13 protein-coding genes are annotated in these 16,776 nt (G+C 71.5%); 6 read left to right on the plus strand and 7 right to left on the minus strand.

Translation table 11 applies throughout. The features are described 5' to 3' along the window. From AC3WRT_RS17190 to AC3WRT_RS17215, 6 genes are all read right to left on the minus strand, one after another. A partial coding sequence (locus AC3WRT_RS17190; protein ID WP_492724086.1) for a glutamate ABC transporter substrate-binding protein occupies positions 1 to 968 on the minus strand: 968 nt, incomplete at its 3' end. Then, the gene (locus AC3WRT_RS17195) at positions 965 to 2,290 is read right to left on the minus strand and encodes a GlnX family signal transduction membrane protein (RefSeq protein WP_492724088.1); all 1,326 of its coding nucleotides are present in this window, start codon (positions 2,288 to 2,290) and stop codon (positions 965 to 967) included. The genes AC3WRT_RS17195 and AC3WRT_RS17190, both read right to left, overlap by 4 nt. Continuing rightward, positions 2,287 to 3,927: an AAA family ATPase gene (locus AC3WRT_RS17200; RefSeq protein WP_492724090.1), complete on the minus strand. Its 1,641-nt coding sequence runs from the start codon at positions 3,925 to 3,927 to the stop codon at positions 2,287 to 2,289. Before AC3WRT_RS17200 ends, AC3WRT_RS17195 begins: the two co-directional genes overlap by 4 nt. A gap of 3 nt (positions 3,928 to 3,930) precedes the next feature. Continuing rightward, positions 3,931 to 4,548, minus strand: a complete 618-nt coding sequence (locus AC3WRT_RS17205; protein ID WP_492724092.1) for a hypothetical protein — start codon at positions 4,546 to 4,548, stop codon at positions 3,931 to 3,933. A 147-nt stretch (positions 4,549 to 4,695) separates the two neighbouring features. After that, the gene (locus AC3WRT_RS17210) at positions 4,696 to 5,961 is read right to left on the minus strand and encodes a toxic anion resistance protein (protein WP_492724094.1); all 1,266 of its coding nucleotides are present in this window, start codon (positions 5,959 to 5,961) and stop codon (positions 4,696 to 4,698) included. Between the two features lie 339 nt (positions 5,962 to 6,300). After that, positions 6,301 to 7,080 (minus strand): dioxygenase family protein, encoded by a 780-nt coding sequence (locus AC3WRT_RS17215; protein ID WP_492724096.1) that lies wholly within the window; start codon positions 7,078 to 7,080, stop codon positions 6,301 to 6,303. A 364-nt stretch (positions 7,081 to 7,444) separates the two neighbouring features. On the opposite strand from AC3WRT_RS17215, the gene topA reads away from it, so the two are divergent. The 4 genes from topA (at position 7,445) to AC3WRT_RS17235 (ending at position 12,198) form a co-directional block, all read left to right on the plus strand. Then, entirely contained in the window at positions 7,445 to 10,216 is a 2,772-nt protein-coding gene (topA, locus tag AC3WRT_RS17220) for a type I DNA topoisomerase (RefSeq protein WP_492724098.1), read from the plus strand. 184 nt (positions 10,217 to 10,400) lie between these two features. Continuing rightward, positions 10,401 to 10,865: a GNAT family N-acetyltransferase gene (locus AC3WRT_RS17225; RefSeq protein WP_492724100.1), complete on the plus strand. Its 465-nt coding sequence runs from the start codon at positions 10,401 to 10,403 to the stop codon at positions 10,863 to 10,865. 12 nt (positions 10,866 to 10,877) lie between these two features. Further along, positions 10,878 to 11,669 carry a PIG-L deacetylase family protein gene (locus tag AC3WRT_RS17230; protein ID WP_492724102.1) on the plus strand — a complete coding sequence of 264 codons (792 nt, stop codon included), beginning with the start codon at positions 10,878 to 10,880 and terminating at the stop codon, positions 11,667 to 11,669. Positions 11,670 to 11,982: 313 nt separating this feature from the next. Beyond that, positions 11,983 to 12,198 (plus strand): SCP2 sterol-binding domain-containing protein, encoded by a 216-nt coding sequence (locus tag AC3WRT_RS17235; RefSeq protein ID WP_492724104.1) that lies wholly within the window; start codon positions 11,983 to 11,985, stop codon positions 12,196 to 12,198. 80 nt (positions 12,199 to 12,278) lie between these two features. Here AC3WRT_RS17235 and AC3WRT_RS17240 read toward each other — a convergent pair whose 3' ends face one another. Next, entirely contained in the window at positions 12,279 to 14,501 is a 2,223-nt protein-coding gene (locus AC3WRT_RS17240) for an NADP-dependent isocitrate dehydrogenase (RefSeq protein ID WP_492724105.1), read from the minus strand. 167 nt (positions 14,502 to 14,668) lie between these two features. On the opposite strand from AC3WRT_RS17240, the gene AC3WRT_RS17245 reads away from it, so the two are divergent. Further along, positions 14,669 to 16,090 carry a serine hydrolase domain-containing protein gene (locus AC3WRT_RS17245; RefSeq protein ID WP_492724107.1) on the plus strand — a complete coding sequence of 474 codons (1,422 nt, stop codon included), beginning with the start codon at positions 14,669 to 14,671 and terminating at the stop codon, positions 16,088 to 16,090. Next, entirely contained in the window at positions 16,081 to 16,686 is a 606-nt protein-coding gene (locus tag AC3WRT_RS17250; protein ID WP_492724108.1) for a GNAT family N-acetyltransferase, read from the plus strand. Before AC3WRT_RS17245 ends, AC3WRT_RS17250 begins: the two co-directional genes overlap by 10 nt. Positions 16,687 to 16,776 lie beyond the last annotated feature (90 nt).

A 16,776-nucleotide genomic window follows, 5' to 3' on the forward strand; every position in this document is an offset into this window, starting at 1 on the left:
GGGGTCGGGGGCGCGGGGGCGGGCCCGAGCGGCGCGGCGAGCCACCGGTTGTAGGTCGCCTTCCACTGGCCGTCGGCCTCGAGGTCGGCCAGCACGCGGTTGACGTAGCGGGCGAGGTAGACGTCAGTCTTGTTGAGGCCGAGGCCGTAGGGCTCCACCGTGATCGGCTTGGCGCTCGTGATCACGGTGTTGGGGTCCTGTGCGGCGAGACCGGCCAGCACGGTGTCGTCTCCGGTGATGGCATCGGCCTTGCCCTGCTGCAGCAGCACGAGACAGGCGGTGTGCGTGTCGGCCGTGACGACGACCGGGCCCTTCACCTGCTGCAGCTTGGTCAACGACGTCGTACCGGACGGAGCGCAGACTCGTTTGCCCTTCAGGTCGGCGAGCCCGAGGTCCTTCGCGCCCGGCAGGGCCTTGCTGACGAGGACCTTCTGGCCGGAGCGGTAGTACTCGGCCGAGAAGGCGATGTCGTTCCAGCGACCGCACGTCATGGACATGTTCCGGGCCACCATGTCGACGGCGCGGGACGTGAGCAACGGGATGCGGTCACTGGCGGTGATGACCCGCAGCTGCAGCTTGTTCGGGTCGCCGAAGATCGCCTTGGCGACCGCCCGGGCCATGTCGATGTCGAAGCCCTGGATGCCGCCCGTGAAGGGGTCCCGCGCGCCGAAGAGGTAGGTGTCCGCGGAGACCCCCACGGTGAGGTAGCCCTTGGCGATGATCTTGCGCATCGCCTCGTCGGTGATGGCGCCGCGGGCCGGCAGGCTCGGCAACGGGTCGTAGGACTGCGTCGCGTTGTCACACGTCGCGGCGGGGGCAGCCGGGGCGCTGCCCGTCGTCTTGGCTGCCGCTGGGGTGGGCACGGGCGTCTCGGCATACGTGACGCCCGAGCAGCCGGCGAGGGCTCCCAACCCGGCCACGACGACCAGCGTGGAGAGTCGGCGACGCAGCGTCGGCGTGAGGCTCATCGGTACTCCTCGATCCGTTGCCCGATACCTCGGACCACGAGCCATGCCGCGGCGAGCGCCGCCAGGGCCACGAGCACCGCCATGAACATCGCGCTCCCGCCGAGTCCCTGCAAGGTCGAGACCGTGTTCTTGGCGGCGTCGTCCCGGGTCTGGGTCACCGCCACGTCGAAGTCGTTGAAGGTCTTGGCGGCGCCGCTGTCGGCAGTGCTCGTCGAGAGCTTCACCGCGTCGTCCCACCGGCCTCCCTCGTCGAGCGAGCGCACCTTCACGTGCGCGTCGGCGTAGGCGGTCCACTGGCTTTCGAGATCGGCGCCGTCGCGCAGGCCGGCGAGCTCGGCGTCCACCGTCTTGGCGTCGGCGGCCCACGCCTTCTCGTTGGCGGCGCCGGAGCCACGGCGGATCAGCGTGAGGCTCTCGTTGGCGCGGGCGTCGTTGGCCGCCGTCGTGACGTCGGCCAGGGCGACGGCCTGCTGGTAGGACCCGTCTGCCACGTCCCGGGTCGCGCCCGCGACGGCGTTGATCTGGGTGGCCGCCACGAAGAGCGCGACGAGCAGCAGTGCGATGGCGCCCGTCAGCGACGGGTTGAGGTAGCGGTGGGTCCGCCTCGCGAGCCAGACCGCGAAGGCGACGAGCCCGATGAGCGACACGACGCCGACGAGCAGCTGGAGGGTGGAGTTGCTCCGGTCGAACTCCTTCTGCGCCCGCTCCTCGTTGGCCCTGACGATCTGGGTGACGATCGGGATGGCGTCGGCGCGCAGCCCGGCGCTGGCCTGGGTGAGGTACTGCGCGCCGACGGGGAGGCCGAGGCGGTTGTTGGAGCGGGCCTGCTCGACGAGGGCGGCATACGTCTGCACCCGCTGGGACAGCGCGCCGAGCGCCTTGCCGTCGACCGGCTGGGCGGCCGCGGCCTCGGCGATGCCGGAGGCGACCCGGGCCATCGCGCCTTCGTAGCGGGCGCGGGAGTCGGCGGACTCGAGGCCGCCGACGAGGAAGGCGTTGGTGGCCACGGCGTCCGCGCGGAGCAGGTCGACGTGGATCGACTGGGCTCGCACGACCTGCGCGGTGTTGTTGGCGGCGCGCTCCACGGCGGACTGCGAGGCGAGCAGGGCGTTGGCGCTGACGGCGCCCAGCAGCACCGCCGCGATGACGCCGAGGAGACCGAACAGGCGCATGCGCCCCGGCGTGCCGTGCAGCAGCCGCTCGACGATGCTGCTCGGGCCCGGGATGCTGCCGGCGATGGTGCGTGGCGGGTGGCCCGCGGGCGCTGCGGACGACGCGCCGGCCGGGACGGCGACGCGAAGGTTCGTCGGCGGTGCGCTCATGCGGTGTCCTCGGGGTCGGTGGCGCCGGAGGCGGTGGGGTCGTGCTGCTCGTCCGAGACTGCCTCACCCGAGCCGGCCGGACCATCAGGGTCTGCCCTGAGCGTCGCCGGATCCTGCCCGGGTGACAGTGCGGCCTCGTCAGGCGGGCTGACCTCGTCGGGCTGCTCGGTGAGGTCGTCCGCGGTGAGTAGACGCAGCTCGTCGCGCGTCGGCTCCGTGGCGTCCTTGAGCCGCCAGGCGTGGCGGCCGACGGCCTGCTCGAAGACGTTGCGCGAGAAGCGGCCGTTGCCGAAGGCCGGGGTGCGAGGGGTCGCCTGCAGCTGGTGGCGCACCCGGGTGCGGGCCTCGTCGGTCAGCTCGTAGTCGCTGCCGCCGGCGATGGCGTCGAGGATGGCGAGCAGCTCGTCGTCGGTGTAGTCGTCGAACTCGATCGTCGTCGTGAAGCGGCTCGCGAGGCCGGGGTTCTGGGCGATGAAGCCGACCATGGGCTCGGGGTAGCCGGCCACGATGACGACGAGGTCCTCGCGGTGGTCCTCCATCTCCTTGACGAGGGTGTTGACCGCCTCCGAGGCGTACTGGTCGCCGGTGAGGGCGTACGCCTCGTCGATGAAGAGCACGCCGCCGGTCGCCTTGGCGCAGACCTCGGCGGTCTTCATCGCCGTCTGCCCGACGTAGCCGGCGACGAGCTCGCTGCGGTCGACCTCGACGAGCTGGCCCGTGGGCAGCAGCCCGAGCGCCCTGTAGATGCCGCCGACGAGACGGGCGACCGTCGTCTTGCCCGTGCCGGGGTTGCCGACGAAGATCAGGTGGCGGCTCATCTTCGGAGCCCTGAGGCCGGCCTCGGTGCGCATCCTCTCGACGGTGAGCAGGGCCACCTGGCGGTGGATCTCCTTCTTGACGCGCTCGAGCCCGATCATCGCGTCGAGCTCGGCGAGCAGCTCCTCGACCGACTTCTCCGGCTCGGCCGGCTCCTCGGGCTCTGCGGGCGACTTCTCGGGTGCGGCGGTCGCGGTGGCCCCGCCGGCGGGCGTACCCGCCGGACCCATCGGGGAGAGGAGGGAGGGGTCCATCGGTCCGGGGACCGTCGGCCGCATCGTGTCCGGGGCACCGAAGCCCAGACCTGGCATGCCGCTGACGCCACCGCCGAGCGCGCCGCCCAGAGCGCCGCCCAGAGCGCCGCCGAGCGCACCCCCGGGGAACGCCGGCACCCGCTGCGAGGAGAAGCGCGCCGCGGCGAGGTAGGCGCCGGAGGCGGCCGAGGCGTTGGCGATGACCCAGATCGGTGCGGTGCCGAGCATGACGGCCGACGAGGCGACCTCGGTCAGGGCCTCGGCATACTCGAGGGCCAGATCGTGCTGGGAGGCGACGAGGGCCTCGAGGAGGTCGGTCGGGGCCCCGCGCCAGCGGCGCCCGCGTGACGCCGCGTCGAAGAATTCCTCGTTGATGCGCCCGAGGTCGGTGAGCCCGGGGTGCGCCACCTGCGCCCAGACCGGGGCGGCGTCGGGCACGGACTCGGCGAGCGCCGCAGCGACGCGCAGCCCCTCGTCGCGGGCGGCGGCAGGATCGAGGCCGGCCTCCGCAGCGACCTCGCTCAGCTGCTCCAGGCTCTCGGCGAGGCGGGACTCGTCACTGCTCATTCGTCACTCCGGAGGGGCGAGCGGGTGGGGGGAGGCAGACGCCGAGCCGTTGACGCCCTCGAGGTCGTCGGGGGTTCCGGTCGCGCCGGCCGGCGGCGGCGGGGCCGCGCGTACGGGGTCGGGACCGAGCCCGAGCACCCCTCCCGCGGAGGCCTGCCCGAACTTCTCCTCGAGGAAGGCTCCGTGCACGATGATCGCCTCGGCGTCGGCCCGGTTGACGGCGTCGTAGACCTTGTCCATCGTCGTGCCGAGCAGGTCGAGCTGGTCGACGAGCAGCATGACCGAGCTCTTGCCCGCGGCGATGGGCCGGGTGTCGGCCCAGTCGCGCGGCAGGCGCAGGTAGTTGCCGATGGCGACCGGGAGGTAGTCGGTGGCGGTGGCCATGACGCTGTAGCCCTGGCTGCTTCCGATGCCGAGGTTGTCCAGGCGCGGCAGCGTCTGGCGCACGATGCGCGTGACGCGCAGCAGGCGCGAGAGCACCACGCCGGGCACCTTTCCCTCCCGGGCCTGCGCCTCGATGGCGTCGAGCGCCCCGAGCAGCTGCTCCGTGGTGGGTGGTCCCGAGCGCACGGGCTCGGGCGCCTCGGGCCGGTCCATCCCGAACCACGACCGGATCCCCACTGCGTCTGTCCCCTCTGGTGTGTCACGCGCCGACCGTCGACCGGCCTCGCACATCCTGCTCCGCGGCTCGCGCCACGGCGACCCTGCCTCACCTCACCCGCTTACCGGGCGCGTCATCTCCACGCGACGCTCACCGGCTCCCGACGCTCACCGCCCCGAGCCGAGGTCGAGCAGGCCGGGAGCGACGTTCTCCGCGCGCCGGGCGTCCTGCTTCGAGACCCGGTCGAGGTAGGAGCGCGACTTGGCGACCTCGGTCTCGAGGGTGCCGATCGTCGCGGCCATGTTGTCGAGCGCCCGCACCTTGAACTGGTCGATGGTGTCCATCGTCTCGTAGATGTTGGCGAACGCCTTCTGCAACGACTCGATCGACAGGGTCGCGCTCGCGGACTGCTCCTGGATGCGGGCCGAGTTCTGCTTCAGGGCCTCGGAGGTGCGCTCGATGATGCCGGAGGTCGTCGTGTTGAGGGCGGTGATCTGGTCGAGGACGAGCTGCTGGTTGTTGAGCGCCTGCGCCACGATGACGGCGGTGCGCAGCGCCGAGACAGTCGTGGTCGTGGCGCGGTCGACGCCCTTGATCAGCTCGATGTTGTTCTTGATGATGATGTCGATCGCGAGGTAGTTCTGGATCGAGACCGCGAGCTGGGTCAGCAGGTCCTGGTGCTTCTGGCGGACGTAGAAGAGGACGTCCTCGCGGAGCGCCTTGGCCCGCTCGGGGTCGGTCGACTCGAGGGTTGCGACCTGCGCGGCGAGCCTGGCGTCGAGGCGCTCGGCGACGTAGACGTACTGGTTGAGCCGGCCCATCGACTCCCAGAGGTTCTTCTTCTCCAGGTTGAGGGCGACGTTGTCCTTGACGAGCTCGTCCTGGCCGGACTGGAGCGAGTGGAGGATGCCGTTGAGGTGGCTCTGCGCCGACTGGTACTTGCGGAAGTAGTCGGTGACCTTGTCGCCGAAGGGGATCATGCCGAGGAACCTCTTGGCGCCCGCGGCCTGCCCCGGGTCGAGGTCCTCGACGGTACGACGCAGGTCGAGGAGGGTCTTGCCGACCTTGGAGTTGCCGGACAGGCCGCCCTCGTTGAGCGCCTTGACCGGCATCTGGAGCATGCGGTTGGACGACTCGGCGGCGAAGCGCACCTCGTCGTTGCCCATGCTGCGCACGTCGGCGGCCTTGGTCTCCCACTCGGGGGAGCGGGCTGCCGCCTTCGTGAGGGAGTCGAGATAGGTGTCGACCTTGGCGTCGAGGCCCGGCAGGGCTGCCTCGGGGACGGCCGGGGCCATCTTCGGGGCGGCGGTCCCGGCGACGGGAGCCGTCGGCGCAGGGGCGGTGAGGATGAACGCCTCGCCGGGTGGCGGCTCGAGGGGAGCGACCTGGGCGGGCGCGGCATACGCCTGCTGGGCGGCGGGCTGGTCAGTCATCTGGAACGGGTCCTTCCCTCGCGTGCCGGCCGCGTCGGCGACGCGACCGAAGTCCCTCACCCGTCGGCTGGACGCGCCGTGCGGACCGTGTGAGGTACACCCTGGATGGTGCACGACACACGCCGGCGACGCGCTCGTCGGGCGTACGGCCACTCTACGTGCCGCCCCTACGACGGGTGCGTGTTCGTCGCGGTTCCCCAGCCCTTCGCAGGCCGACGAGAAGGTGCGACCACGGCTCGGAGTCAGGGGGGAGGTTCCGAGCCGTGGTCGCGTGCGTGGGGCCCCACACCGTCTGGAACGGGCGGGTTCACCGGTGAGTTCCCGCCGGAGGCTCGCAGGTCAGCCGAACTGCCACGAGCGCTTGCTCAGCCCGAACCAGAAGCCCTCGATCACGCTGCGGTTGTCGAGGCCGGCGGACTCGTAGGCGGCGCCGAGGGTGACGAACAGGGGCGCAAAGTGCTCGGTGCGCGGGTGCGCCTCGTGCGCGGCTGGCGCCTTGTCGAGGAAGTCGAGCAGGCTGTCGACGTCCTGGGCCTTCATGGCCTCCTGCGCCCAGTGGTCGAACTCGGCGCTGGCCCGTGGCGGCAGGGCGTCGGAGCCGCCGCGCGGGTCGAACCAGCGCAGGTTGTGGGTGGTGAAGCCGGAGCCGACGATCAGGGTGCCCTGCTCGCGCAGCGGTGCGAGTCGCCGGCCGATCTCGAAGAGACCGCGCGGGTCGAGCGTCGGCATCGACATCTGCAGCACCGGCACGTCGGCCTCGGGGAACATCTCCTTGAGCGGGACGTAGGCGCCGTGGTCGAGCCCGCGCGCCTCGTCGCGGTGCACCGAGTGGCCGGGCCAGGTGAGCAGCTTCGTCACGTCGTCGGCCAGCGACGGTGCGGCCGGCGCGTCGTAGGTCACCTCGTAGTAGCGCTGCGGGAAGCCCCAGAAGTCGTAGGTCAGAGCGGCGCCGGTGGTCGAGCCGAGGGTTGTCGGGGCATCCTCCCAGTGGGCCGAGACGATGAGGACGTCCTTGGGCTTGGGCAGGTCGGCGGACCATCCGGCGAGCTCGGCCGTCCAGCGCTCGTCGTCGGCGAGCGGGGGTGCGCCGTGGCTGAGGTAGAGGACGGGGGCGGGCATGGCGGTTCCTTCCGAACTGGTTGAAGTCTAAACTATCATCTGGAACGTCCCCTGGGGCGTCATCATTCCCGAGGGCGTATGCCGTCCGCCGCGCTTTCGCGCAGCAGGCACTTCGGCGCGGCCGCCCCCGCACACGCCGTAGAACGCCGGAGGCCCGAACGAGGTCCAGTCTGTCGAGGTCGCCGAGGCCGACCCGGCCGTCCGCGGAGGTCAGGTCCGGGAGGAGCCCGCGTGCCGGCATACGCACGCCCTCTGCGGAGGCCGTGAGGCCGCACCCGCTCCGGGCTGTTACGGTCGGTCCGCGTCCACGTCGGGGCAGCGACGAATCCGCTGCACGTGAGATGCGGGAAGTCGAAGGTGCACCATGGCCGCAGGCAAGGGCCGCAAGCTCGTCATCGTGGAGTCGCCCGCCAAGGCGAAGACCATCGCCGGCTACCTCGGGGGTGACTTCGAGGTCGAGGCGTCCGTGGGTCACATCCGGGACCTGCCCAACCCGTCCGAGCTGCCGGCCGACATGAAGAAGGGCCCGTTCGGCAAGTTCGCCGTCGACGTCGACAACGGCTTCGAGCCGTACTACGTCGTCGACCCGGACAAGAAGAAGAAGGTCGCCGAGCTCAAGCGCCTCCTCAAGGACGCCAGCGAGCTCTACCTCGCCACCGATGAGGACCGCGAGGGCGAGGCCATCGCGTGGCACCTGCTCGAGGCGCTCAAACCGCGAGTTCCCGTGAAGCGCATGGTGTTCCACGAGATCACCCGCGAGGCGATCCAGCGTGCCGTCAATGACACCCGCGAGATCGACTCCGCGATGGTCGACGCGCAGGAGACCCGCCGCATCCTCGACCGCCTCTATGGCTACGAGGTCAGCCCGGTCCTGTGGCGCAAGGTCCGTCAGGGCCTGTCCGCCGGGCGCGTGCAGTCCGTCGCGACGCGCATGGTCGTCGAGCGCGAGCGCGAGCGCATGGCGTTCGTCCGCTCCGCCTACTGGGACGTCGAGGGCGACTTCACGCCCGAGGGCGCGAGCCAGCAGTTCACCGCGCGACTGTCCGCGGTCGACGGGACCCGCGTGGCGACCGGTCGCGACTTCGCCGACGACGGGCGCCTGACCGGCAGGGGCGTCGTCCACCTCGACGAGGCGCTCGCGACGCGGATCGCTGCCGCCTGTCTCCCTCTCACTGCGCGCGTCACCGACGTCCAGGAGAAGCCGTACACCCGCCGCCCGTCGGCGCCGTTCACGACCTCGACCCTCCAGCAGGAGGCCTCCCGCAAGCTGCGGATGAGCTCCAAGAACGCGATGCGCGTGGCGCAGCGGCTCTACGAGAACGGCTACATCACCTACATGCGTACCGACAGCACCACGCTGTCCGACGCCGCGACGACCGCCGCCCGCAGCCAGGCGCGCGACCTGTACGGCGCCGAGTACGTGCCCGACAGCCCCCGCCGCTACGAGAAGAAGGTCAAGAACGCGCAGGAGGCCCACGAGGCCATCCGTCCCGCCGGTGACCGCTTCCGCTCGCCGGCCCAGGTCGCCGGCTCGCTGCGCGGCGAGGAGTTCGCGCTCTACGAGCTGATCTGGAAGCGCACCGTCGCCTCGCAGATGGCCGACGCCCGCGGCTCCACCGCCACCGTCAAGCTCGCCGTCGACACGGCGGTCGAGGGCGCGCAGTCCGTCGAGTTCAGCGCCAGCGGCACCGTCATCACCTTCAAGGGCTTCCTCGCCGCGTACGAGGAGGGCCGCGACGACGAGGCCGCCGCCCGCGCCGACGCCGCCGCCGAGGAGCGCCGCCTGCCCAAGCTCAGCGCCGGCGTCCCGCTCGAGGTCGTGCGCGCCGAGGCCGACGGCCACGAGACGAGCCCGCCCGCCCGCTACACCGAGGCGACCCTCGTCAAGGCCATGGAGGAGCGCGGCATCGGCCGTCCCTCCACGTATGCCGCCACGATCGGCACGATCCAGGACCGCGGCTACGTCTTCAACAAGGGCCAGGCCCTCGTCCCGACGTGGCTGGCCTTCGCCGTGACCCGCCTGCTCGAGGAGCACTTCGGCAACCTCGTCGACTACGAGTTCACCGCCTCGATGGAGGAGGACCTCGACCGCATCGCCAACGGCGACGAGGGCCGCGTCGAGTGGCTCAAGCGCTTCTACTTCGGCGAGGAGGCGACCTCCGCAGCGGGCCTGCGCAACCTCGTCGCGGACCTCGGCGAGATCGACGCCAAGGAGATCTCCACGATCCCGATCGGTGACGGCATGGTCGTGCGCGTCGGCCGCTACGGCCCCTACGTCGAGGAGGTCGTGCCCGAGGGCGTCGACCTCGCGACCGGGGAGGTGGCCGACGGCGCCGAGGTGGCGGCCACGCCGCGCCGTGCCACGATCACCGACGACATCGCCCCGGACGAGATGACGCCCGAGAAGGCGCGCGAGCTGCTCGAGGTCGCCGCCGACGACGGCAAGGTGCTGGGGCGCGACCCTGAGACGGGGCGTGAGATCGTCGCGCGCGCCGGCCGCTACGGCCCCTACGTCACCGAGGTCATCGAGGACGACGACGCCGCTGGTGCCGACAAGCCGAAGGGCAAGAAGGCCGCGAGGCCCAAGCCGCGCACCGCCTCGCTCTTCCAGGGCATGGAGCTCGCGACGATCGGCCTCGAGGACGCGCTCAAGCTGCTCTCGCTGCCGCGCGTCGTCGGCACCGACGCCGAGGGCGTCGAGATCACCGCCCAGAACGGTCGCTACGGCCCGTACCTCAAGAAGGGCACGGACTCCCGCTCGCTGACCTCCGAGCAACAGCTCTTCGACATCACGCTCGAGGAGGCGCTCGCGATCTACGCGCAGCCCAAGCAGCGAGGTCGCGCCGCGGCAACACCTCCGCTCAAGGAGCTCGGTGCCGACCCGGTCAGCGGCAAGCCGGTCGTGGTCAAGGACGGCCGCTTCGGCCCGTACGTCACCGACGGCGAGACGAACGCGACGCTGCGCAAGGACGACGACCCGGCCTCGATCACCCCGGAGCGCGGCTACGAGCTGCTCGCCGAGAAGCGCGCCAAGGGCCCGACGACCCGCAAGCGCGCGGTGAAGAAGACGGCGAAGAAGACGGCCAAGAAGGCGACGGCGCGCACCACGAAGAAGGCCGCCACCAAGAAGTCCTGACCTCCTTCAGGTCGTCCGCGCATCGGGGGCCGCTACGCGGGTTCCGGGGCCGTACGCCGGGCGTGCCCCGCGTACGGCCCCCGCGCGCGCGGTGCAGCCCGGTTGGGCGGGTGGGTCCCCCGAGGCTTGCGTATGCCGTCCCGATGCCGTCACGTCGACGCGGCCGTCGCGCTAGTTTCGGGGCGTGATCGAGATCCGGCGCCTCGAGGCCGCTGACCGCGCGCGCTGGGAGGAGCTCTTCGGCGCGTACATCGCCTTCTACGAGCGTGAGCTCGGCCAGACGGCATACGACAGGGCGTGGCACGAGATCACCGCCGGCACACGGCTGCACGGGCTCGGCGCCTGGCTCGACGGGGATCTCGTCGGGATCACCCACTTCCTCGTGCACCCCAGCTCGAGTGAGCCCGACCTCTGCTACCTCGAAGACCTCTTCACCGACCCGCAGGCCCGCGGGCACGGCATCGCCACGGCCCTCATCGGCACGGTGCGCGACTGGGCGCGCGAGCAGGGCTGCGGCACGGTCTACTGGCAGACGCACGAGGCGAACTCCGTCGCCCGGCGGCTCTACGACCAGGTGGCGAGCTTCGAGGGCTACCTCGTCTACTCCCTGCCGGTGGGTCCCGGCAGTGGCGCCGTCGGCACCCGGTGAGAGGCTGAGCGCATGGCAACCGTCGTCTTCGTCCACGCCCACCCCGACGACGAGGCGTCGCAGTCGGCCGGCTCGATGGCCCGTGCCGTCAGCGAGGGGCACCGGGTGGTGCTCGTCGTCGCCACCAACGGCGACCACGGCGACGCCCCGGACGACCTCGCGGAGGGCGAGACAGTCGTCGAGCGCCGCCGCACCGAGGCTGCGGCCTCCAACGCCGTCATCGGCACGCACCGCGTCGAGTTCCTCGGCTACGCCGACTCCGGGATGACCGGCTGGGCGCAGAACGACCACGACGCCAGCTTCGCCAGGGCCGACACCGAGGAGGCGGCGCAGCGGCTGGCCGCCATCCTGCGCGAGGAGGACGCCGACATCGTCATCGGCTACGACTGGCACGGCGGCTACGGCCACCCGGACCACGTCAAGGTGCACGCCGTGGCCAAGCGTGCCGCCGAGCTCGCCGGCACGCCGCGCTACCTCGAGGGTTCGATGAACCGCGACGCCATGATGCGCTCCTTCGAGGCGGCGGTCGCCGAGGGCCACGACGTCGGCGACTGGGACCCCAACGCGCCCATGGACGACGGCAACCCGCTCGGCAGCCTCGAGAGCGAGCTGCACTGGGCCTGCGACGTCAGCAACTTCCTCGAGGTCAAGCGCTCCGCCCTTAAGGCGCACGCGAGCCAGTCCGACGCCCAGGGGATGCTCCAGATGCCGGTCGAGATGTTCGCCGTCGCGTTCGCCTGGGAGCACTACATCGAGCCCGGCCGGCCCGACGGGATGGTCGTCGGCTGGTTCCTCGACGCCTGAGCCCTCCCGTAGCCTGCGCGTGACAGAGCCGCCTCCTGCACCTACGGCGAAGGGACCCACCGATGGCCGAGATCGACCTCCGGACCGCCACCCCCGAGCAGATCGCGGCCGTCGGACCGGGTGAGTTCATCCGCGCCGTCACCGCCATGCCCGACAAGGACGTCAGGGAGGTCATGGCGAGCCGCAACCGCGGGCTCATCGTCGACGCCATCTTCGGGCGCATGCCGCGGCTCTTCCGCGCCGACAAGGCCGGGTCGACGACCGCCACGACGCACTGGAGCATCACCGGCCGACCGGACGGCGGCGCGGACCAGTGGACGGTGCGCTTCGCCGACGCACCTGCACCACCCTGCCCGGCCACGACGGCGAGCCGGACGTGTCGCTCGCCATGTCGCCCGTCGACTTCCTCAAGATCATCACCAAGCGAGGCAACCCGATGCTGATGGTCATGACGGGCAAGCTCAAGCTCCGCGGCGACCTCGCGTTCGCGGCCGGCATGTCGAACTTCTTCGACATCCCCGAGCCCTGACGACCCTCGGAGGGCCTCCAACCGTCGAAGGGCCACGAACCGGTCCCGGTTCGTGGCCCTTCGACGGTGACTCCAGGTGGTCAGGCGAGGGCGTCGATGATCTCGTTGAAGGTCTTCGACGGACGCATCACCGAGGCCACTTGGTCGGCGTCGGGGCGGTAGTAGCCGCCGATGTCGACCGAGTGGCCCTGGGCGTCGACGAGCTCCTGTGAGATCGTGCCGATGTTGTCCGAGAGGGCCTGCGCGACGGGCGCGAAGGCCTTGGCGAGCTCGGCGTCCTCGGTCTGTGCGGCCAGCTCCTGCGCCCAGTAGAGCGCGAGCCACACGTGGCTGCCGCGGTTGTCGATCTGGCCCACCTTGCGGGCCGGGCCCTTGTTCTCGTCGAGCAGCGTGCCGGTCGCCCGGTCGAGGGTCTCGCCGAGGATCTTGGCCTGCGCGTTGCCGGTGACGCCCGCGAGGTGCTCGAAGCTGACCGCCAGGGCGAGGAACTCGCCCAGGCTGTCCCAGCGCAGGTAGTTCTCCTTGACCAGCTGCTGCACGTGCTTCGGTGCGGAGCCGCCGGCGCCCGTCTCGAAGAGGCCGCCACCGTTGATGAGCGGCACGACCGAGAGCATCTTGGCCGACGTGCCCAGCTCGAGGATCGGGAAGAGGTCGGTCAGGTAGTCGCGCAGCACGTTGCCGGTGACCGAGATGGTGTCCTCGCCCTTGCGGATGCGGCCCAGGGAGTAGGCGATCGCGTCGGTCGGCTTCATGATCTCGATCGTGAGGCCGTCGGTGTCGTGCTCGGTGAGGTACTGCTCGACCTTCGCGATGAGGTTCGCGTCGTGGGCGCGGTCCTTGTCGAGCCAGAAGATCGCCGGGTCGCCCGTGGCACGGGCGCGGGTGACGGCCAGCTTGACCCAGTCACGGATCGGCACGTCCTTGGTCTGGCAGGCGCGCCAGATGTCGCCGGCGGACACGGCGTGCTCGAGGAGCGTCGTGCCCGAGCTGTCGACGACGCGGACCGTGCCGTCGGCGGGCAGCTCGAACGTCTTGTCGTGGCTGCCGTACTCCTCGGCCGCCTGCGCCATGAGCCCGACGTTGGAGACCGAGCCCATCGTCGCCGGGTCGTAGGCGCCGTTGGCGCGGCAGTCGTCGAGCACGACCTGGTAGATGCCGGCATACGAGCTGTCGGGCAGGACGGCGAGCGTGTCCTGCTCGGCGCCGTCGCGGTTCCACATGTGCCCCGACGTGCGGATCATCGCCGGCATCGACGCGTCGACGATGACGTCGCTCGGGACGTGCAGGTTGGTGATGCCCCTGTCGGAGTCGACCATCGCGATGGACGGTCCCTGCTCGAAGCCCTTCGCGACGGCGGCCTCGACCTCGGCGCGCTCGTCGGCGGGCAGGCCCTCGACGGCCTTGAGCACGGCGCCCAGCCCGTCGTTGGGGGAGGCGCCGACGGAGGTCAGCGCGCCGGCATACGTCTCGAAGACGTCGGGGAAGAAGGCGCGCACGACGTGGCCGAAGATGATCGGGTCCGAGACCTTCATCATCGTGGCCTTGAGGTGCACGGAGAAGAGGACGCCCTCCTGCTTGGCGCGCTGCACCTGCTCGGAGAGGAAGTCACGCAGCCGCGCGACGTCCATGAAGGTGGCGTCGACGACCTCGCCGGCCAGGACCGGGATCGACTCCTTGAGCACGCTCGTCGAGCCGTCCGGGCCGACGATCTCGACGCGCAGCGTGTCGTCGGCGGCGATGACGACGGACTTCTCGTTGTGGCGGAAGTCGTGGTCGGCCATGGTGGCGACGTTGGTCTTCGAGTCGGCGCTCCAGGCGCCCATCGAGTGGGGGTGCTTGCGGGCATAGCTCTTGACCGACGCCGGCGCGCGGCGGTCCGAGTTGCCTTCGCGCAGAACGGGGTTGACGGCAGATCCCTTGACCTTGTCGTATGCCGCCCGTGCCGCCTTCTCCTCGTCGGTGGCCGGGCTGTCGGGGTAGTCCGGCAGGTCGTAGCCGGCCGCCTTCAGCTCGGCGATGGCCGCCTTGAGCTGCGGGATCGACGCCGAGACGTTGGGCAGCTTGATGATGTTGGCCTCGGGCGTCTTCGCGAGGGCGCCGAGCTCGGCGAGGGCGTCGTCGAGCCGCTGCTCGGGGCGGAGCGCCTCGGGGAAGCTGGCGATGATGCGACCGGAGAGCGAGATGTCGCGCGTCTCGACCTCGACGCCGGCCTGCTTGGCGAAGGCCGAGACGATGGGCAGCAGCGAGGCCGTGGCCAGGGCGGGCGCCTCGTCCGTGTGCGTGTAGATGATTGTCGAGTCCAACGCGGGTGCTCCGTTCGGGTTGCTGGTCGTGCCGGGATCCAGTCTTCGAGGACCCCGAATAAATCTTGATGTCAAGATATCCGATGCGGGGCGACCGTGGGGCCGCCGTTCCATCCTGCCGGGGTGGCCTCCACCACGCCACGGACGCGCCTCCTAGGCTGGCGCGCGTGAGCACCGACCCCGGCACGGAACCCGAGACGCAGACCGGCACGCATACGGACACTGGCACGCATACCCGCGTCGAGGCCGGCAGTGCACGCCACCTGCACCACCTGCTCGCGACGGAGCAGCGCCGCGGTCGCCTGCCGTCCCTGGCGGCCGCCGTCGTGCGCGACGGCGCCGTGGTCTGGTCCGACGCCATCGGCACGCTCGACGGTCGTGCTGGGGGAGAGCCCGCGGACACGGAGACGCAGTACCGGATGGGCTCCATCACGAAGACCTTCGTGGCCGTGGCGGTGATGCGCCTGCGCGACGCCGGGCGCCTCGACCTGCTCGACCGGTTCGAGGACCACGTGTCCGGCACGCCCCTCGGCGGCGCCACGATCGCGCAGCTGCTCTCGCACGGAGCCGGGCTGCAGGCCGAGACGGAGGGGCCGTGGTGGGAGCGGACCGCGGGCGTCGACTGGGAGACGCTGGCCCGCTCGCTCGTCGGGCAGCGCTTCCGCGCCGGCCGGCGCTTCCACTACAGCAACGTCGGCTTCGCGGCGCTCGGCGAGCTCGTGGCCCGGGCGCACGGCACCGACTGGTTCGAGGTCGTGCGCCGCGACCTGCTCGTGCCGCTCGGCATGACGCGGACGACCACCCGCCCCAGCGGCCGAGCAGCACAGGGGCTCGCGGTGCATCCCTTCGCCGACGTGCTCCTGCCCGAGCCCGAGCACGACGCGGGCTCCATGGCCCCTGCGGGCCAGCTGTGGACCACGGCGTCGGACCTCGCCCGGTGGGCCGCCTTCGCCGGGGGTGACACCGCCGGGCTCCTGTCCGCCGACACGCTCGCCGAGATGTACGAGCCACACACCGTCAACGACGACCCGGGCCAGCCGTGGACGACCGCGCACGGCCTGGGCTGGCAGGTGTGGAACGTCGAGGGCAGGAGGTATGCCGGCCACGGCGGCTCGATGCCGGGCTTCCTCGCCGGGCTGCGCGTCGACGTCGAGAGCGGTGACGGGGCCGTCGTCCTGACGAACACCACGAGCGGCCTCGGGCCGGTCACGCTGGCTTCCGAGCTGCTCGCGGCATTCGTCGAGCGCGAGCCGCGGGAGCCCGAGCCCTGGCACGCCGTCGGCGACCCGTCGCTCCTCGACCTGGTCGGCACGTGGCACTGGGGCCCCTCCGTGTCGACGGCCAGGATGGTCGGCGAGCACCTCGTCCTCGGTGAGCCCGGCCAGGCGCGCGGTTCGCGCTTCGGCCTGGTGGGGCCCGACGAGTGGGTCGGGCTGGACGGCTACTACACGGGCGAACCGCTGCGCGTCGTGCGCGGGCCGGACGGCGCGCCGTCACACCTGGACCTCGCATCGTTCCGCTTCACGCGTACGCCCTACGACCCGGCGGGCGACGTGCCCGGTGGCGTCGACGAGCAGGGGTGGCGCTAGTGGCGGCGCCGGACCCCTCGAGGCTCGTCTGGCCGCGGCACACGGACCGGCTGGCTCTGCGGCCGCTCACGCTGGATGACGTCGAGGCGGTCCTCGCCATCCGCGGCCGGCCGGAGGTCGTCGTGCACCTGAGCCACGACGTCCTGAGCCGTGAGGAGGTGCAGACCCGCATAGCCCAGCGCGTCGAGCGTGGGATGCCCGGAGCGGCCGAGCCGATGCTGGCGCTCGCGGTCGAGGAGCGCCGGACCGGTCGCCTCGTCGGTGACGTCATGCTCCGGCTCGAGCGGAGCCATCGGATCGCGAGGACGCCTACGGACGAGTGGGAGGGGACGATCGGCTACGTGCTGCATCCCGACGTGCACGGCCGGGGACTGGCCGCGGAGGCCGCCGCGGAGCTGCTCGTCATCGGCTTCCGCGACCTGGGACTGCGCCGGATCACCGCGGACGCCTACGCCGACAACGTCCCCTCCAACCGGGTGCTGCGACGCATCGGGATGCGGCACGAGGCCACGCTGCGCGCGAAGTCGCTGGGCAAGGACGGCACCTGGCTCGACGACAACACCTGGGCCCTGCTCCGCGAGGAGTGGACCGGCTGAGGGGCGCGTGCCGCCGACCAAGGGGGGTCAGCGGCGAGGAGGGGTGAGGGCCGCGCGCCGGAAGGGAGTCCGGCTCACGGCCCTCGGGCT

The organism is Terrabacter sp. FW104-15G4B, assembly GCF_058790095.1.

Bases quoted from the DNA above. Each gene is read 5' to 3' on its own strand.
- AC3WRT_RS17200 (WP_492724090.1), bottom strand. From the start codon at position 3,927: ATGAGCAGTGACGAGTCCCGCCTCGCCGAGAGCCTGGAGCAGCTGAGC.
- AC3WRT_RS17215 (WP_492724096.1), bottom strand. From the start codon at position 7,080: ATGCCCGCCCCCGTCCTCTACCTCAGCCACGGCGCACCCCCGCTCGCC.
- AC3WRT_RS17210 (WP_492724094.1), bottom strand. From the start codon at position 5,961: ATGACTGACCAGCCCGCCGCCCAGCAGGCGTATGCCGCGCCCGCCCAG.
- topA (WP_492724098.1), top strand. From the start codon at position 7,445: ATGGCCGCAGGCAAGGGCCGCAAGCTCGTCATCGTGGAGTCGCCCGCC.
- AC3WRT_RS17230 (WP_492724102.1), top strand. From the start codon at position 10,878: ATGGCAACCGTCGTCTTCGTCCACGCCCACCCCGACGACGAGGCGTCG.
- AC3WRT_RS17195 (WP_492724088.1), bottom strand. From the start codon at position 2,290: ATGAGCGCACCGCCGACGAACCTTCGCGTCGCCGTCCCGGCCGGCGCG.